Here is a 16,194-nt window from a genome sequence, read left to right as displayed (position 1 = left end):
GCCTCGGCCGTTCCGCTCATAGCCTGGGGGTATGAGCCACACCGCATCCGGGAGCCCCCCGGCGCTCCTCATGGAGGGGCTGTGCAAGGCCTTCGGGCAGAAGATCGCCGTCAACATGCTCAGCCTCGCCGTGCCGACGGGATCCATCTACGGCATCGTGGGCCCCAACGGCGCCGGCAAGACGACCATGCTGTCCATGTCCACCGGCCTGCTCGTGCCCGACGGCGGCCGCGTCCTCGTCCACGGCACCGACGTGTGGGCCGACCCGGCCGGTGCCAAGGCCCAGCTCGGCGTCCTGCCCGACGGCCTGCGCACCTTCGACCGCCTCTCCGGCCTCGACCTCGTGACCTACTCCGGGCTGCTGCGGGGCCTGGACCGCGCGACCGTCATCGAGCGCGCCACCCAGCTCCTGCACGTCCTGGGCCTGTGGGAGGCCGGCACGACGCTCGTGACCGACTACTCCGCCGGCATGCGCAAGAAGGTCCACCTGGCCTGCGCCCTCGTCCACTCGCCCGCCGTGCTCGTCCTCGACGAGCCCTTCGAGGCCGTCGACCCCGTCTCCGCCCAGACGATCCAGTCGCTGCTCACCGACTTCGCCGCCGCCGGCGGAACCGTCATCATCTCCAGCCACGTCATGGCCACCGTCCAGCGCTTCTGCACCCACGTGGCCGTCATCCACAACGGGCGCGTCCTGGCCGCCGGCACCACCGAGGAGGTCGCCGCCGGCGAGGACCTCGACACCCGCTTCGCCCAGCTCGTCGGCGCCCCGACCACCAGGGAGGAGCTGTCGTGGTTGCGACCCTCGTCCGTCTGAGGTGGCGCCTGACCCTCAACGCGCTCTCGCGCAACATCTGGGCGCTCATCGGCACCGTCATCGCCGCCCTCTACGGGCTGGGCGCCCTGGGGCTGGCCCTGAGCGGCGCCATCGCCCTGGGCCAGGCCCCCGTCGACGTCATCGCCCAGGTCCTCGCCGCCGTCGCGGCGCTGACGGTCCTGGCCTGGACCCTCCTCCCGCTGCTGTTCACCGGAGTGGACGCCACGCTCGACCCGCGCGCCATGGCCGCCTGGATCGCGCCCTCGCGCTCGCTCTCGCGCGCCCTGGCCGTGGCCGCAGCCTGCGGCATCACTGGCGTCCTCACCGCCCTGGGGACGCTGCTGCCGGCACTCGTGTGGGCGATCGCCGGGCAGATGGGCGCCGCCCTGCTCTCCCTCGTGCTCGCGCCCGCCCTGCTCGCCACATGCGTCCTGCTCAGCCGCGTCATCGTCATCGGGGCGGGAGTCTCACGGTCGCGCCGCGGACGCGAGCTGGCCGGTCTCATCGGCATGCTCGCGGTCTTCGCCGTCGCCTGGCTGCCGTCACTGCTGTCCAACATGAGCGTCGGCGACCCGGACGGTCTGCTGGCCGCCCTGAGCACGGGTGCGGTCGGAGCGGGTCTGTCCCCCTTCGGCTGGGCGGCTGCGGCCCCCGGCTACCTCGCCCAGGGGCAGGTGCTGCCCGCCGGGGCCCTGGCGCTGGGGGCGCTCATCGTGCCAGTGGCGCTCCTGCCCGCCTGGGAGCGGGTGACCCGGCGCGTGATGACGGGGCCCGCCCGCGCCTCGGTTCGCACGCGCTCCTACGAGGCCGCTGCTCACCGTGACGCCGCGGGGCCCGCCCTGGTGTGGCACGCGCGCCTGGAACGGGTCATGCCCTCTGCCGCGGCCGCCGTCGCCGCCCGGTGCCTGCGCTACTGGCGCTCCGACCCCCGCTACGTGGCCCAGGTGGTCTCGCTGGTCTTCGTCCCGGCCATCCTGACCGTCGCCTTCCTCGGCAGCCGGCAGGCCGCCCTGAGTGGGGGCGGCACCACTATCTCCTTCGGGCGCGTCCTGTCCTGGGGCGAGGCGCCACCGGCCGTGCTCGCCGGGGCCGTCTTCCTCGCGCTCATGTGCGGCTGGGGTCTGCACAACGACCTCGCCTTCGACTCCACTGCCCTGTGGCAGCACGTGTCGGCCGGGCTGAGCGGGCGCAACGACCGCTTGGGGCGTGTGGTCGCCGCGGCCCTGTGGCAGGTGCCCCTGCTCGTCATCGTCGCCTGCCTCGGTGCCGGGGCGAGTGGACGGTGGGACATCCTGCCGGCTGTGCTGGGGCTCAGCGTCGCCCTCATGGGCTGCGCCTACGCCTGGTCGAGCGTCATGAGCGTGCTCGTGCTCTACGAGATGAACGCGCCGGGGGAGAGCCTCATGAAGTCGCGCACCTCCGGCACGGCCTTCATTGCCGCCCTGGTCCAGATCGTCGGCTTCGTCATCATCGGCTTCATGACTGCCCCCGTCGTCGCGGGCTTTGCCGTCACGGCGGTGAGCGGGATGTGGGCGTGGGGGTGGCTCGTCCTCGCGGGCGGCCTGCTGTGGGCAGCGGGCGCCACCTGGGGCGGCATCGTCCTGGGAGGCCGGTACCTCGATGAGCGGGGGCCGCGGGTGCTCACCACGATCCGGTCCTGGCCCGGGCACGAGGACGTCCGCTGAGCCTGACCCGCCCCCCGGACGTTGAGGGCGTGGGGCTGGGCCGTGCTCGCGGGCGGGGCGCTCTGGGGCTGCGCCTGCGCGGTCGTGGGCGTCGTCGTTGGCGGGAGGATCCTGAACCAGCGACGACAGGTCGCGGTCCTCGCCACCATCTCGTCCTGGCCTGGGCATATGGAGGCGCGCTGAGAAGGAGCCGGAACTCGCCGAGCGCGGGCGCGGCGCTGCTGGGGCGCCCGGGGCGCCAACCGTTCGACGTGACGTTTGATGATCGGATGTTTTATGATTCGATCAGGAGCGCGCAGGCGCTCGTCCCGCATGAGACCCCACCGATCGAGGAGAGCAACCATGGAGCTCGTCATCCTGGACACGCCCGAGGCCATCGCCGAGCGCGCCGCCGACGCCATCGAGGAGCTGCTGACCGCCAAGCCGGACGCCGTCCTGGGCACCGCCACCGGCTCCAGCCCGCTGCCGCTCTACGACGAGCTCACGCGCCGCTGCGAGGCAGGCCGGATCTCCTTCGCGAGGGTCACCGGCTTCATGCTCGACGAGTACGTCGGCCTGCCCGAGGGTCACCCCGAGCGCTACGCCACCTTCATGGAGCGCCACCTGCGCTCGCGCGTCGACATGAGGCCCGGCGCCCTCCACGGCCCCGACGCCCTCAACCCCGACCTCCAGGCCGCCTGCGACGCCTACGAGGCCGCCATGGCCGCCGCCGGCTACTGCGACCTGCAGATCCTGGGCATCGGCGCCGACGGCCATATCGGCTTCAATGAGCCCGGCGGCCCCCTTGACTCCGCCACCCACATCGACGTCCTGACCGAGCAGACCCGCCGCGACAACGCCCGCTTCTTCGACGGCGACATCGACGCCGTCCCCACGCACTGCATCACCCAGGGCCTGGGCACCATCATGAAGGCCCGCAGGCTCGTCCTCATCGCCACCGGCGAGAACAAGGCCGAGGCCGTGCGCCAGCTCGTCGAGGGCGAGGTCAGCCCCCAGTGGCCCGCCACCGTCATGCAGAACCACGCCGACGCCCTCGTCCTGGTCGACCCCGCCGCCGCCTCCCTCCTCACCGCTGCCCGCCCCTGACCGAGACCGGTCGAAAATAGGAGCGAGACCGGTCCGCGGACCGGTCTCGCTCCTATTTTCGACCGGTCTCGGTGAAAGACGACGGAGGGGAGGGGGAGGGCGGGCGAGTTATCGCACAGGCCGCCGGCTCGGAGCGCATCCGGGGGCGGGCCTAGACTGGCCGCATGATCCTTCCCCGCATGAGCTCCGATCCTGCCGATCCTGGTAGCCCCGCGGACCCGGGCGCCGAGCCCGGGCGCTCCGTCGGCACGGCCGTCCTGGAGCGCGAGGAACTGCAGTCCACGGACGACGGCGACGCCGACCGCTTCGCCCATTACGTGCGCAAGGACAAGATCGCCGCCGCGGCCGCCACCGGCCGCCCCGTCGTCGCCCTGTGCGGCAAGGTGTGGACCCCCGGCCGCGACCCGTCGAAGTACCCCGTGTGCCCCACCTGCAAGGAGATCATGGAGTCCATGCGCGCCGACGGCAAGGGCGGCCCGCGCCGCCCGCGCTTCCCCTTCGGGCGGGGTGGTCAGTGAGCCCCGCGCGCGGGAGCCAGGCCCAGCACAACCCGACCCAGCCATCGATCTTCGCCGCGGAGCACCTCTCCCCGGCCTACCCGCAGCGCGCCGCCTGGGGCACGACGCGCTCCCTGCGCGCCTGGCAGGCCGCCGCACTCGAGAAGTACATGAGCGCCATGCCGCAGGACTTCCTGGCCGTGGCCACGCCGGGAGCCGGCAAGACCACCTTCGCCCTGCGGATCGCCGTCGAGCTCCTGCGGCTCGGCGAGGCCTACAAGGTGACGATCGTGTGCCCCACTGAGCACCTGAAGTTCCAGTGGGCGGAGGCCGCCGCGAAGGTCGGCATCCACATCGACCCCTCCTACTCCAACGGGCAGGGGGCGCTCGGATCCCGGTTCGACGGCGTCGCCCTCACTTACGCGCAGGTCGCCGCCAACCCCGCGCTGCACCGCGCCCGCACCGACTCCATCCGCACCCTCGTCATCCTCGACGAGATCCACCACGGCGGCGACGCCCTGAGCTGGGGCGACGCCATCCGCGAGGCCTTCAGCCCCGCCCGGCGCCGGCTGTCCCTGACCGGGACTCCCTTCCGCTCCGATGAGTCCCCCATCCCCTTCGTCACCTACGCCGAGGAGGCCGGGGGCGTCAAGCGCTCCAAGGCCGACTACTCCTACGGCTACTCCGATGCCCTGCGCGACGGCGTTGTCCGCCCGGTCATGTTCATGTCCTACTCGGGCGAGATGCGCTGGCGCACGCGAGCCGGTGATGAGATGGCCGCGCGCCTGGGCGAGCCGCTGACCAAGGACCTCGAGGCCCAGGCTTGGCGCACGGCCCTGGATCCCAAGGGGGAGTGGATCCCCGCGGTGCTGGCCGCCGCGGACCAGCGCTTGAGCGAGGTGCGCCGCCAGGTGCCCGACGCCGGCGGCCTGGTCATCGCCACCGACCAGCAGCGGGCCCGCGCCTACGCCCGCCAGTTGGCCGCGATCACGGGGGAGCCCCCCACCGTGGTCCTGTCCGATGATTCGGGCGCCTCCAGCCGCATCGAGGCCTTCGCCGAGTCCACCGATCGCTGGATGGTGGCCGTGCGCATGGTCTCCGAGGGCGTGGACGTCCCGCGCCTGGCCGTGGGCGTCTACGCGACCTCCACCTCCACGCCGCTGTTCTTCGCCCAGGCCGTCGGGCGCTTCGTGCGCTCGCGGGCCCGCGGCGAGACGGCGAGCGTGTTCCTCCCCTCGGTGACCCCGCTGCTGGGCCTGGCCAATGAGATGGAGGTGGCCCGCGACCATGTGCTCGGCAAGCCGCGCTCCAACGAGGACGAGGTCTTCGGCTACCCGGAGGACCGTCTTATCGCCGAGGCCAACAAGGAGGAGAAGGCCTCGGATGACCTCTTCGGCGCCTTCGAGGCCATGAACTCCACCGCCGAGTTCGATCGTGTCCTCTTCGACGGCGGCGAGTTCGGTACCGGAGCCATGGTCGGCTCCGTGGAGGAGCAGGACTACCTCGGGCTTCCCGGGCTGCTCGAGCCCGAGCAGGTGACCGCCCTGCTGCGGGCCCGCCAGGACAAGCAGATCAAGTCCCAGAAGCGCCAGGCCGCCGCCGCCGCTCAGCGCCGCGCCAACTCGGGGGTCGATGACGCCCGCAAGCGCGCCGCCGCCCGCAAGGAACTCAACTCGCTCGTGTCCGCATGGGCCCGGCGCTCCGGTCAGCCCCACGGGGCCGTCCACAACGAGCTACGCCGCGTGTGCGGGGGCCCGGAGGTCGCGCAGGCCACCACCGAGCAGATCGAGAAGCGCGTGGGCACCCTGCGCCGCTGGTTCGTCGGCAAGCGCTGACAAGCGCCGACAAGCGCCGACGGGTGCTGAGAGGGGCGCCGAGCCGCTGGGGCGGCGACGCCGGTCGGGCCGGCCCAGCGCTCCTCAGCGCCGGGTGGCGGTGCGGCCGTCGAGGTCGAGGTAGCGGGTCGGGATCGCGGCATCGCCGTCGCTGAGCCGCCAGGCCTCGTAGGGAAGCTCCGCGCGCGAGGCCTGGTGGCGCTGAGCGGCGGCGGCCAGCGCCCCCTCGCCCCGGTGCTCCTCCACGATCGTCCCGTCGACGACGAGCGGCACCTGCAGGGGGCGCGCCCCGGCCTCAGCCAGGGCCGCCAGGCCCTCCGCCTCGGTGCTGGCCGAGACGAGCAGCTCCTCGGTGGCCGTGCCCGCGCCGTCGATGACGCGGCCCGCCCACTTGCGGCCGCCGACCGTCGCCTTGCCCCCCGAGGAGAACTTCGCGACCTCCGCCATCTCGCCGTCGGCGCCCCGGCGCTCCACGAGCTTGTAGACCAGGGCCGCAGTCGGGCGCCCCGAGCCGGTCACGAGCTTGGTCCCCACGCCGTAGGAGTCCACGGGCGCGGCGCCGAGCGCGGCGATCGCGTGCTCATCGAGGTCGTTCGTCACCGTGATCTTGGTGGACGTGGCTCCCAGGGCGTCGAGCTGCGCGCGCACCTTGAAGGCCTCGGCCACGAGGTCGCCGGAGTCCAGGCGCACCGCGCCGAGCTCCCCTCCCGCGTCCCGCGCGGCTTTGACCGCCCGCTCCACGCCCGTGGCGATGTCATAGGTGTCCACGAGGATCGTCGTGCCCGTGCCCAGCGAGGCCACCTGCGCCGCAAAGGCCTCCTCCTCGCTGTCGTGCAGGAGGGTGAAGGAATGCGCGGAGGTCCCCACCGTGGGGATCCCGTAGCGCATCCCGGCCTCCAGGTTGGAGGTCGCCGCGAACCCGCCGACGACGGCCGCCCTCGCCGCCGCGATGGCCGCCTCCTCATGCGCCCGGCGCGCCCCGAAGTCAGCGCAGGGGCGGCCGTGCGCCGCGATCGTCATGCGTGAGGCGGCCGAGGCCACCGCGCAGTCGTAGTTGTAGATCGACAGGGCGAGCGTCTCGATGATGCAGGCCTCCGCGAACGTGCCCTCGACCGTGAGCAGGGGGGAGCCGGCCACATAGCACTCGCCCTCCGCGTAGCCGCGGATCGTCCCCCGGAAGCGGTAATCGCGTAGGAAGTCCAGCGTGGTGTCGTCGACGACCCCCGCGCGGCGCAGGAAGTCGATCTGCTCGGAGGTGAAGGTGAAGGCCTCGACGGCGTCCAGGAGGCGCCCCGTTCCCGCCACCACGCCGAAGCGCCGGGAGGCGGGCAGCTTGCGGCCGAAGAGTTCGAAGACGCTCTCCCGCTGCGCCGTGCCCGCCCGCAGTGCCGACTGGAGCATGGTGAGCTCGTACATGTCGGTCATGAGGGAGGTCGACAGCGCGGTGGGCGGCGAGGCGGGGAGAGCGCCGGGCGTGATCGTCATGACAACAACCTAGCCCGAACCGAATGCGCCGCATACCCGCCGCCACCGGCTACGCTGCCAGCATGAGCCCCGCCGTGCCGGTCGCGGAACCGAGCATCCAAGCAGATGAGCGCACCAGCGCCCACCGCCTGTGGGCCACCGTCGTCCACGACGACCCCATCAACACCATGGACTACGTCACCTGGGTCTTCGCCAGCCACTTCGGCTACCCCCGGTCCAAGGCCGCCCATCTCATGATGCAGGTCCACATGACCGGCCGCGCCACCGTCTCCCGCGGCGAGCGCGCCCGCATGGAGGCCGATGTCACCGCCATGCACTCCTACGGGCTGCGCGCCACCATCGAGCCCCTGGCGGGCCTGACCGACGGCGGGGGAGAGGGCCGATGAGGGCCTTCACCGCCGTCGAGGGGGGCTGGGAGAGCCGGTTGGAGCCAGAGGAGCGCGAGGCCCTGGCCGGGCTCCTTCTGCAGGTCGCCACCGTCCTGGGCGCCGACGACGGCCATCCCGCCGAGACCTCCGCGGACCGGGCGCTGCGGGCCGAGGCCGCCCTGGCCCGCGAGATCCTCCTGCCCGACGCCTCGGAGGACCCGGAGACCGCCGTCGCCATCTCCGCCTGCCGGCGCGCGGGCCTGCGCGACCTCAAGGACTCCCGGGCGCGCGACGCCATCGCCGAGCTCCTGGCCCCCTCCGGAACCGACGGCGCCGTCCGGGTGGCGGCCGGGGCCGAGGGCGCGTGGCTGGGGGCGCTCAACGACGCCCGCCTCCTGCTCGCCCGGCGTCTGGGGATCGACAGCCCCGAGGCCGCCGAGGCGATTCATTCGCTCGCCGATCCATCCCCGATCACAGACGCGGATCCGCAGGTCAGGGAGCGTCATGCGGCGGCGATCCTCTACACCATGCTCACCTGGTGGCAGGAATCACTGGTATCAGGGCTCCTGGGGGACTGAGCGCCGCATAGTCTCGGTTCCATGAATGACGCCGCCATCGGAATGTTCGACTCCGGGGTCGGCGGGCTCACGGTGGCGCGCGCTGTCCTGGATCAGCTCCCGGGGGAGAGGGTCCTTTACATCGGCGACACCGCGAACACCCCCTACGGGCCGCGTCCCATCGACGAGGTGCGCGCCCTCGCCATGGGGGTGATGGACGAGCTCGTCGATTCCGGCGTCAAGCTCCTCGTCATCGCCTGCAACACGGCGTCGGCGGCCGTGCTCCACGACGCCCGCGCCCGCTACACCCTGGGCAAGGGCGTGCCTGTCATCGAGGTGATCCACCCCGCCGCCCGCGCGGCCGCCCGCGTGACCCGCAACGGGCGCGTCGGACTGATCGCCACCCAGGGAACCGTGGACTCGCGCGCCTACTCCGACGCCCTCGGCGCCGTCCCGGGGGTCGAACTCATCAGCCAGGCCTGCCCGCGCTTCGTCGACCTCGCCGAGAGGGGCGTGACCACGGGCCCCGAGGCTCTCGGTGTCGCCGAGGAGTACCTCGCGCCCGTGCGCGAGGCCGGCGTCGACACCCTCATCCTCGGATGCACGCACTACCCGCTGCTCGTAGGCCCCATCTCCTACGTCATGGGGGAGGACGTGCGCCTCGTCGCCTCCTCCGATGAGACGGCCAAGGACGTCTACCGGGAACTCGCCGCGAACGACCTGCTCCGCGACCCTGGCGCTCCCGCCCCCCTCCACGACTTCCGCTCCACGGGGGACCCCGAGTCCTTCGCCGTGCTCGCCCGCCGATTCCTGGGCCCCGAGGTCGGGTCAGTCACCCGTGCTGGCCGCCCGGCGCCGTCGGCCCGGGCTGAGCGGGTCGTGCCCATCCCCGCCATCTCTGCCGAGGAGAGCGCATGAGGCTCACGATCATCGGCTGCTCCGGCTCCATGTCGGGACCAGGCTCCTCCGCCTCCTCCTACCTGGTGCAGGCCAGCGGCGGTGACCCCCTGGGCCCGGTGGGCGCCGAGCACACCTGGTCCGTCATCCTCGACCTCGGCCCGGGCTCGATGGGGCGGCTCCTCAACCATGTCGACCCTGCCGACCTCGATGCCATCTGCATCTCCCATTGCCACGCCGACCACATGGCCGACCTCGTCGGCATGCACGTCTACCGCCGCTGGAACCCCGCCGGCCCCCTCGGCCCCGTCCTCACCCTCGGGCCCTCCAACCTGCTGGAGCGCCTTCGCGGCGTCGACGGCACGGAGAAGACCGACGAGGACTACCGCACCGAGTTCGATGTCCGCACCGTCACCCCGGGGCGCCCCGTTCGCGTGGGCCCCATGACGATCACCCCGTACACAGCCCTGCACCCGGTGGAGGCTTACGGCTACCGGATCGAGGGCCCCAGCGAGGACGGATCGCGCATCGTCACCATGGCCTTCACCGGGGACACCGACTCCTGCGAGGGCATGACCGCCATGGCCGACGGCGTCGACCTGCTCCTGTCCGAGGCCGCCTTCGTGGAGGGCGGGGAGGCCGTGCGTGGCATGCACCTCACGGGCCTGCGCGCCGGCGAGCTCGCCCAGGAGGGGCGCGTGGGGCGCCTGATCCTCACCCACATCCAGCCCTGGACGGACCCCGCCATCCCGCTGGCTGAGGCCCGCCGCGCCTATTCGGGTCCGGTGGACGCCGCCATGAGCTCGATGGTGTGGGAACTGTGAGTGAGCGCGGGGGCGCGGTCGGGGGCGATCCGTCCTCGCCGGCCGCCGGGGCGGGGCGCCGGATCGACTGGGCACCCGCCGTTCCCGACGGCGTTGACTGCCCCTGGACCCGTAACCGGCTCACGCGCTGGTGGCTCGTCCTGCCCGCGGACGCCATCGGCGCCGCCCTGGTGGCGGTGCTGGGCTCGGCGGGGGCTCATGAGCTCGACGAGATCCCGACGGCGCTGGCGCGGGGGGCCGCCGCCGTGGTGATCGCCTGGGCCTGCGCCTGGGCGCTGCTGCGCGGGCGCGAGCACCACCTCGAGAGGCCCTGGCCGGAGGGCGGGGCCGTCGTCGTCGTGGCGTGGGGCGCGTGGACGGTCATGCGCGCCCTGGCCGGAGGCGGCGCGGGACTGGCGTCATGGGCAGTCATGACGGGGGCGCTGCTCGTGGCGGCGCTTGGTGGCTGGCGCTGGCTCTACGGCTTCGCCAAGGCGCATGACTCGCTGACCCCCAAGCCCCTCCAGCGCCGTCTCGACGCGCAGGATCAGTAAGTATTTGAGCGAGACCGGTCGAAAATAGGAGCGAGACCGGTCCGCGGACCGGTCTCGCTCCTATTTTCGACCGGTCTCGCTCATTGGGGGAGGTGATGAGTCAGGAGGTCGGCCAGGATGGGGGCCATGGCCCGGAAGGCCTGGCCGCGATGGGAGATCGCGTTCTTCTCCGCCGGGCTCAACTGAGCGCTCGTGCGCCCCGCCGCCCCCGGCTCGTCCTCACTGGCGGGCACGAAAATCGGGTCGTAGCCGAAGCCCCCCTCGCCGACGGGCTCGGTGATGAGCCGACCCTCCATCGAGCGCTCGATGATCTCCTCGCGCCCAACCCCGCCCCCGGTCCCGGGGACGACGAGCACGGCGGCGCACGTGAAGCGCGCGGTGCGGTGCGGGTCCGCCACGGCGCTGATCTGGTTCAAGAGGAGTCGCAGGTTCGCCTCGTCGTCGCCGTGGAAGCCGGACCAGCGGGCCGAGAAGATCCCTGGCGCCCCGCCCAGGACGTCCACGCACAGCCCCGAGTCGTCGGCGACGGCGGGCAGGCCGGTGGCCTGGGCCAGGGCCCGCGCTTTGATGAGGGAGTTCTCCGCGAAGCTGAGGCCGTCCTCGACCGGCTCGGGGGCGCTGAGCTCGGCCGCTGAGATGATCGCCCCGGGCGCCAGCCCGGGCACGAGCGGGGCCAGGATCTCCCGCAACTCGGCGAGCTTGCCGGCGTTGTGGGTGGCCAGGACGAGCAGGGCGCCGTCGGGTGCCCCGGTGTCGCCGATCGGCGGGTCGCCAACGGCCGGGCTCATGCTCGTGCCCCCGCGCCGGACGAGACCGTCACGGGTCCGTCGGCGCGCTCGGCTAGGGCCCGGCGCTGGAGGGCCGCCAGCGCCGCGTTTCCCGCGCTCGCCAGGTCGAGCAGGGCTCCGAGCTCGTCGCGGTTGAAGGGGGAGTGCTCGGCGGTTCCCTGGACCTCGATGAAGCGCCCGTCGCCGGTCTGGACGACGTTCATGTCGGTGTGGGCGCGCACGTCCTCCTCGTAGGGCAGGTCGAGGCAGGGGACGCCGTCAATGATGCCGACGCTGATGGCGCTCAGCGAGTCGGCGAGCACGGGCCGCCCGGCGCGGGGCTTGATGAGGCCGCGCTCGGTGCCCCAGGCGACGGCGTCGGCCAGGGCGACGTAGGCCCCGGTGATCGCGGCGGTGCGGGTGCCGCCGTCGGCCTGAAGCACGTCGCAATCCAGCGCGATGGTGTTCTCCCCCAGCGCGCCGACGTCGATGATGCCCCTTAAGGACCGGCCGATCAGGCGGGAGATCTCGTGGGTGCGCCCGCCGACCCTGCCGCGCACGGACTCACGGCCGCTGCGCTCGGAGCCCGCACGGGGGAGCATCGCGTACTCGGCTGTCACCCACCCCTCTCCGCTGCCCTTGCGCCAGCGCGGGACGCCCTCGGTGAACGACGCCGCGCACAGCACGCGGGTGCGCCCGAAGCTGATGAGGACGCTGCCCTCGGCGTGGTCGAGCCAGTGGCGAGTGATGGTCACGGGGCGCGGCTCATCGGTCGCGCGCCCGTCCTTGCGGGTGAAGCCAGTCGTAGTCACTGGGACAGGGTACTCGTGGGCCACGACGCCGCGCCGCGTGTTCCGGGCGCGTTCACCGCCGCGATGGAAAGAGCGTCTACGCGCCGTGGCGCGGGCGAGCGGATCCTCTGACTGGGCAGTGCGCGAGAAGGGACTCGAACCCTCACGCCCGAAGGCACCAGGACCTAAACCTGGGGCGTCTACCAATTCCGCCACTCGCGCTCAGGGGTGAGCCTACCCGCTCGGGCGGGCGCCGCGGCCGGACTGGCCCGGCGCCCGCCGGCGCGCCCAGGCCAGCGGAGGCCGCCTCAACCGGCGTGGGCTCGCCGCCGCCTCAGTCGATGCCGAGCTCGGCGCGCAGGCGCCCGACGTGCCCAGTGGCCTTGACGTTGTGCTTGGCCAGCAGGACCTTCCCGGCGGTGTCCACCACGACGGTCGAGCGGATGACGCCGGTGACCAGGCGCCCGTAGTTTTTCTTCTTGCCCCAGGCGCCCCAGGCCTCCATGACGGCGCGCTCCGGGTCGGACAGCAGGGGGAAGGGCAGGGACTGCTTCTCGGTGAAGCGCTTCAGCGCGGCGGGGGAGTCGGGGGAGATTCCGACCACCTCGTAGCCCGCGGCCTTCCAGGCGCCCAGGGAGTCGCGGAAGTCGCAGGCCTCCTTGGTGCAGCCCGGCGTGGAGGCGCGGGGGTAGAAGTAGACGACGACGCCGGCGCTGGCCCTCTGGCGCAGCTCGGCGAGGCCGACCTCGGCGCCGGAGGCATCAGGCAGCGTGAAGTCCGGGGCTGTGTCCCCGATGGCGAGGGTGCTCATGATCTGTCTCCTGTCCTCATCCGAACTGGGCGTCGCCCTTTCGCGCGGCTAGGGCCTCAGGCGGCCAGGTCCAGGGCCTCCTCGGCGGCCTGCAGGCGCTCCAGGGCCCGCTCAAGGCGGGACGGGGACGCGGTGGCGACCAGGGAGTCGACCTCGGTGCGGGCCGCGGCGAGCTCGCGCTCGGCGTCCTCGCGGGACGCGGTGATGCTGATGATGTCCGTCATCTCTCTTCTCCTTCTTCTCATCTCAGCCCTTCTGCGAGGGCTCCTCAATGCCGGGCGCGGGCAGGGACGGCAGGGAACCTGCTCGGCGGCGCTGGCGCGCTCCGGCGGATGGTCACGGTGGGCGCGAACGGCACAGGGCTCCCGGAGGGCTCTACACGGGAGGGCGCCTGGGCGCTCGCGGCACGGCGGCGTGCGCTCGGGATTCATTCCCGCAGCGGCATCGCGCCGATCCAAACGTGGTACACCGCCAAGGACTCGAACCTTGAACCCGCTGATTAAGAGTCAGCTGCTCTACCAATTGAGCTAGCGGTGATCGGCCACTGGCGTGGCCGACGGCTTCCGGCTGGGCCGGGAGTCGTCAGTACCCCCTCAGGGACTCGAACCCTGGACACCCTGATTAAGAGTCAGGTGCTCTAACCAACTGAGCTAAGGAGGCTCTGGTGAGCGGCTTCCGGCTGGGCCGGAAGTCGTCAGTACCCCCTCAGGGACTCGAACCCTGGACACCCTGATTAAGAGTCAGGTGCTCTAACCAACTGAGCTAAGGAGGCATTGGATTGTCGTGCTCGCCAGGCGCGAGCGCTTGGCAACAGGGACAGACTGTACCTCCGGGATGCGGCGCGAGTCCACTCAGGAGCGGCCCGAAGCCTTCGATGTGCCTGACATCTCAGGCCTCGGCGGCGCCTCAGGCCTTGGCGGCGGCGGCGCCTCTTCTCGCCGCGGGCCCCGTCGCCCCTGAGAGCCCCATGGGCCCCGCGAGTCCCGCGAGTTCGACGGCGAATCGATCAGTCGCCCTGATGAGGGAGTCGAGGGTCTCGGGCTCGTTGAAGGCGTGCCCCGCGGTGGGGCTGATGCGCATCTCGGCCTCCGGCCAAGCGCGGTGGAGGGCCCAGGCGGTGCCGATGGGGCAGCACATGTCGTAGCGGCCCTGGACGATCACCCCGGGGATGCCGTGGTCGGCCAGCGCCCCGGCGCGGGTGAGCAGCTCGCCGTCATCCATCCAGCCGCGGTTGACGAAGTAGTGGTTCTCGATGCGCGCGAAGGTTAGGGCGAAGGCCGGGTCCTGGACCTCGTCGATATGCCCCTGGTCGCGCAGGAGCGTGGAGGTCGCCGCCTCCCACGTGGTCCAGGCGATCGCCGCCGGGCCGTGGACGGCGGGATCCGGGCTGGTCAGCAGCTCGTGGTAGCGCTCGATGTACCCGCCGGGGCCCACGCCGTCGCCGGCCGCCGCGGTGAAGGCCTCCCACTCGTCGGGCCAGACCATATCCGCGCCGCCGGCCTCGTAGTACCAGTCGAGCTCGCGCTGGCGCAGGGTGAAGATGCCGCGCAGGACGAGGGCGGCCGCCCGCTCGGGGTGCGTGACGGCGTAGGCCAGGGCCAGGGTGGATCCCCAGGACCCGCCGAAGAGGAGCCAGGAGTCGATGCCCAGGTGGGTGCGCAGGCGCTCCATGTCCTCCACGAGGTGCCAGGTGGTGTTTGCCGTGAGGTCCGCCTCCGGCTCCCAGGCGTGGGGCAGGGAGCGCCCGCAGCCGCGCTGATCGAACAGGACGATCCGGTACCTCTCCGGATCGAAGCAGCGCCGGTGTGCCGGCGCGCAGCCACCGCCGGGGCCCCCGTGGACGAAGACCGCCGGGATACCCGCCGGGTTGCCGCACTCCTCGTAGTAGACGCTCTGGTCGTCGCCCACGTTGAGAAGGCCGGTGGCGTAGGGCTCGATCTCCGGGTAGAGGCCGCGCGGGGCCGACGACGGCGGGGCGGTGACGGGGGAGGCGGTATCGGTGGGGAGGGGGTTGGGGCCGGTCTTCTCGGGGGCGCTCATGGCGGCATTATGGCGCCGGCGCGGGGGCGCTGGCCGCGCCTGGGGGCGCGCTGCCGGCGCCGGTGGCGGGGGCGCTGGGAGCGGGGTGGGGAGGATCGCTCGCCGTCCTGTTCGTTCTCACAGCCCGGGAGGTGGGACCTAAGGGCGCGCGCGCGGTACCGTGGTGCCGTGAGCATGCCGATTGTGACCCTCGCGACCTCTTCCGACTTCCCGGGACTCGATGAGGACGACCGCGCCCTGCCCGACGCGCTGCGCGAGCGGGGCATCGAGCCGCGCGTCGCCGTGTGGAATGAGCCGGGCGTGGACTGGAGCGAGTCGGACATGGTGGTCCTGCGCTCCGTGCGCGACTACGCCAAGAGCGACCGCTACGAGGACTTCCTGCGGTGGACGCGCTCCGTGCCGCGCCTCGCCAACCACCCCGACGTCGTCGCCTGGAACGCGGACAAGCACTACCTGCGCCGCCTCAGCGAGCTCGGCGCGCCCATGATCCCGACCCTGTGGCTGGAGCCCGATGCGGGGCTGTCCAAGCACCAGGTGCACTGCCGCTTCCCGGCATTCGGCGACTTCGTGGTCAAGCCGGCCATCTCCTCGGGCGGCCGCGGCACGGGGCGCTACACGGCGATCGACGCCGGATCGCGCTCGGAGGCCATCAACGACGCCATGCACCACCTCTCGCGGGGCCGCACGGTCATGGTGCAGCGCTACCTCGAGGAGGTGGACCGCAGGGGCGAACTCTCCCTGGTCTACTTCAACGGCGTACTCTCCCACGCCGTCGAGAAGGCCCCCATGCTGCACCCCTCCTTCCGCTCCACGGATGAGGTCCACGAGGAGATTGTCACGGCGCGTGAGCCCAGCGAGCAGGAGTGGCTGTGGGGTGAGCGCGTGCGCAAGGCCCTCCACCAGCACATTAAGGAGCGCTCCGGGCGCGACATCCAGTTGCTTTTCAACCGGGTCGACGTCGTCGAGGACGGCCAGGGGGGCTTCTACCTCATGGAGGTCTCGCTCATCGACGCCGGCCTCTACCTGGGCTCGGCCCCCGACGCCCTCAACAACTTCGCCGACGCCATCGCCCAGCGCGTCTTCTGGTGACCCGGCGGGGTAAGGCCCGCTTGAGGCCCGCTCTCCTCATGCGTGTCAAGGCCGGCGCCTTGATGATTCGGGCGGCCCTGGCGGCCTGGTCACCCACTTGATCCCGCGGCGCCCC

At 72.3% G+C, this 16,194-nt stretch carries 17 protein-coding genes and 3 tRNA genes; 11 read left to right on the top strand and 9 right to left on the bottom strand.

Annotated elements, in window-relative coordinates:
* Positions 1–31: 31 nt before the first annotated feature.
* The 5 genes from GVV76_RS06750 to GVV76_RS06730 all read left to right on the top strand — a co-directional run bounded on the left by GVV76_RS06750 (position 32) and on the right by GVV76_RS06730 (position 5,917).
* Positions 32–814 (top strand): ABC transporter ATP-binding protein, encoded by a 783-nt coding sequence (locus GVV76_RS06750; protein ID WP_328703567.1) that lies wholly within the window; start codon positions 32–34, stop codon positions 812–814.
* On the top strand, positions 790–2,499 hold the full coding sequence (locus GVV76_RS06745) for a transporter (protein WP_159625870.1): 1,710 nt from the start codon (positions 790–792) through the stop codon (positions 2,497–2,499). The genes GVV76_RS06750 and GVV76_RS06745 overlap by 25 nt, the downstream gene beginning before the upstream one ends.
* Before the next feature lie 342 nt (positions 2,500–2,841).
* A complete protein-coding gene (nagB, locus tag GVV76_RS06740) occupies positions 2,842–3,585 on the top strand; it encodes a glucosamine-6-phosphate deaminase (RefSeq protein ID WP_159625868.1) in 744 nt (247 codons plus the stop codon).
* Between the two features lie 179 nt (positions 3,586–3,764).
* A complete protein-coding gene (locus GVV76_RS06735; protein ID WP_159625960.1) occupies positions 3,765–4,103 on the top strand; it encodes a DUF3039 domain-containing protein in 339 nt (112 codons plus the stop codon).
* The gene (locus tag GVV76_RS06730; RefSeq protein ID WP_159625866.1) at positions 4,100–5,917 is read left to right on the top strand and encodes a DEAD/DEAH box helicase; all 1,818 of its coding nucleotides are present in this window, start codon (positions 4,100–4,102) and stop codon (positions 5,915–5,917) included. Before GVV76_RS06735 ends, GVV76_RS06730 begins: the two co-directional genes overlap by 4 nt.
* An 84-nt stretch (positions 5,918–6,001) precedes the next feature.
* Here the strand turns inward: GVV76_RS06730 and GVV76_RS06725 are convergent, their stop codons facing one another.
* Positions 6,002–7,402, bottom strand: a complete 1,401-nt coding sequence (locus tag GVV76_RS06725; protein ID WP_159625864.1) for a nicotinate phosphoribosyltransferase — start codon at positions 7,400–7,402, stop codon at positions 6,002–6,004.
* 62 nt (positions 7,403–7,464) lie between these two features.
* Between GVV76_RS06725 and clpS the strand changes: the two genes are divergently transcribed.
* From clpS to GVV76_RS06700, 5 genes are read left to right on the top strand one after another with little or no spacing between them, the layout of a single operon-like run.
* Entirely contained in the window at positions 7,465–7,788 is a 324-nt protein-coding gene (gene clpS / locus GVV76_RS06720) for an ATP-dependent Clp protease adapter ClpS (RefSeq protein ID WP_159524108.1), read from the top strand.
* Positions 7,785–8,348 carry a DUF2017 family protein gene (locus tag GVV76_RS06715; protein WP_159625862.1) on the top strand — a complete coding sequence of 188 codons (564 nt, stop codon included), beginning with the start codon at positions 7,785–7,787 and terminating at the stop codon, positions 8,346–8,348. The genes clpS and GVV76_RS06715 overlap by 4 nt, the downstream gene beginning before the upstream one ends.
* Before the next feature lie 42 nt (positions 8,349–8,390).
* Complete coding sequence (gene murI, locus GVV76_RS06710; RefSeq protein WP_235905456.1) at positions 8,391–9,245, top strand: glutamate racemase; 855 nt, start codon at positions 8,391–8,393, stop codon at positions 9,243–9,245.
* Entirely contained in the window at positions 9,242–10,048 is an 807-nt protein-coding gene (locus tag GVV76_RS06705; protein WP_159524105.1) for an MBL fold metallo-hydrolase, read from the top strand. The genes murI and GVV76_RS06705 overlap by 4 nt, the downstream gene beginning before the upstream one ends.
* Positions 10,036–10,581 carry a DUF3054 domain-containing protein gene (locus GVV76_RS06700; protein ID WP_328703566.1) on the top strand — a complete coding sequence of 182 codons (546 nt, stop codon included), beginning with the start codon at positions 10,036–10,038 and terminating at the stop codon, positions 10,579–10,581. The genes GVV76_RS06705 and GVV76_RS06700 overlap by 13 nt, the downstream gene beginning before the upstream one ends.
* Before the next feature lie 80 nt (positions 10,582–10,661).
* On the opposite strand, the gene rdgB is transcribed toward GVV76_RS06700, so the two are convergent.
* From rdgB to pip, 8 genes are all read right to left on the bottom strand, one after another.
* A complete protein-coding gene (gene rdgB, locus GVV76_RS06695; protein ID WP_159625860.1) occupies positions 10,662–11,369 on the bottom strand; it encodes an RdgB/HAM1 family non-canonical purine NTP pyrophosphatase in 708 nt (235 codons plus the stop codon).
* Positions 11,366–12,160: a ribonuclease PH gene (gene rph / locus GVV76_RS06690; RefSeq protein WP_159523870.1), complete on the bottom strand. Its 795-nt coding sequence runs from the start codon at positions 12,158–12,160 to the stop codon at positions 11,366–11,368. Before rph ends, rdgB begins: the two co-directional genes overlap by 4 nt.
* A 119-nt stretch (positions 12,161–12,279) precedes the next feature.
* A tRNA-Leu gene (locus GVV76_RS06685) sits at positions 12,280–12,361 on the bottom strand.
* Positions 12,362–12,473: 112 nt separating this feature from the next.
* Positions 12,474–12,950 carry a peroxiredoxin gene (locus GVV76_RS06680; protein ID WP_159523872.1) on the bottom strand — a complete coding sequence of 159 codons (477 nt, stop codon included), beginning with the start codon at positions 12,948–12,950 and terminating at the stop codon, positions 12,474–12,476.
* A gap of 56 nt (positions 12,951–13,006) precedes the next feature.
* Positions 13,007–13,174, bottom strand: a complete 168-nt coding sequence (locus tag GVV76_RS10210; RefSeq protein WP_201288726.1) for a hypothetical protein — start codon at positions 13,172–13,174, stop codon at positions 13,007–13,009.
* A 362-nt stretch (positions 13,175–13,536) separates the two neighbouring features.
* Positions 13,537–13,610, bottom strand: a tRNA-Lys gene (locus tag GVV76_RS06675).
* 38 nt (positions 13,611–13,648) lie between these two features.
* Positions 13,649–13,722 (bottom strand) — tRNA-Lys (locus tag GVV76_RS06670).
* 134 nt (positions 13,723–13,856) lie between these two features.
* Complete coding sequence (gene pip / locus GVV76_RS06665; RefSeq protein ID WP_236263280.1) at positions 13,857–14,990, bottom strand: prolyl aminopeptidase; 1,134 nt, start codon at positions 14,988–14,990, stop codon at positions 13,857–13,859.
* A gap of 168 nt (positions 14,991–15,158) precedes the next feature.
* On the opposite strand from pip, the gene GVV76_RS06660 reads away from it, so the two are divergent.
* Positions 15,159–16,079 (top strand): ATP-grasp domain-containing protein, encoded by a 921-nt coding sequence (locus GVV76_RS06660; RefSeq protein WP_159625858.1) that lies wholly within the window; start codon positions 15,159–15,161, stop codon positions 16,077–16,079.
* Positions 16,080–16,194 lie beyond the last annotated feature (115 nt).

The sequence above is a fragment of the Actinomyces sp. zg296 genome (assembly GCF_009829695.1).
GTDB lineage: Bacteria > Actinomycetota > Actinomycetes > Actinomycetales > Actinomycetaceae > Actinomyces > Actinomyces marmotae.
The sequence above is the reverse complement of the archived record's forward strand: the minus strand, read 5'-3'. Positions and strand labels throughout refer to the sequence as shown.

What these genes read in the sequence shown, in the direction of transcription:
- GVV76_RS06735 (WP_159625960.1), top strand. Translation starts at nt 3,765, where the DNA reads ATGAGCTCCGATCCTGCCGATCCTGGTAGCCCCGCGGACCCGGGCGCC.
- nagB (WP_159625868.1), top strand. Translation starts at nt 2,842, where the DNA reads ATGGAGCTCGTCATCCTGGACACGCCCGAGGCCATCGCCGAGCGCGCC.
- murI (WP_235905456.1), top strand. Translation starts at nt 8,391, where the DNA reads ATGTTCGACTCCGGGGTCGGCGGGCTCACGGTGGCGCGCGCTGTCCTG.
- GVV76_RS06725 (WP_159625864.1), bottom strand. Translation starts at nt 7,402, where the DNA reads ATGACGATCACGCCCGGCGCTCTCCCCGCCTCGCCGCCCACCGCGCTG.
- GVV76_RS06715 (WP_159625862.1), top strand. Translation starts at nt 7,785, where the DNA reads ATGAGGGCCTTCACCGCCGTCGAGGGGGGCTGGGAGAGCCGGTTGGAG.
- GVV76_RS10210 (WP_201288726.1), bottom strand. Translation starts at nt 13,174, where the DNA reads ATGACGGACATCATCAGCATCACCGCGTCCCGCGAGGACGCCGAGCGC.
- GVV76_RS06750 (WP_328703567.1), top strand. Translation starts at nt 32, where the DNA reads ATGAGCCACACCGCATCCGGGAGCCCCCCGGCGCTCCTCATGGAGGGG.
- GVV76_RS06705 (WP_159524105.1), top strand. Translation starts at nt 9,242, where the DNA reads ATGAGGCTCACGATCATCGGCTGCTCCGGCTCCATGTCGGGACCAGGC.
- pip (WP_236263280.1), bottom strand. Translation starts at nt 14,990, where the DNA reads ATGAGCGCCCCCGAGAAGACCGGCCCCAACCCCCTCCCCACCGATACC.
- clpS (WP_159524108.1), top strand. Translation starts at nt 7,465, where the DNA reads ATGAGCCCCGCCGTGCCGGTCGCGGAACCGAGCATCCAAGCAGATGAG.
- GVV76_RS06680 (WP_159523872.1), bottom strand. Translation starts at nt 12,950, where the DNA reads ATGAGCACCCTCGCCATCGGGGACACAGCCCCGGACTTCACGCTGCCT.
- rdgB (WP_159625860.1), bottom strand. Translation starts at nt 11,369, where the DNA reads ATGAGCCCGGCCGTTGGCGACCCGCCGATCGGCGACACCGGGGCACCC.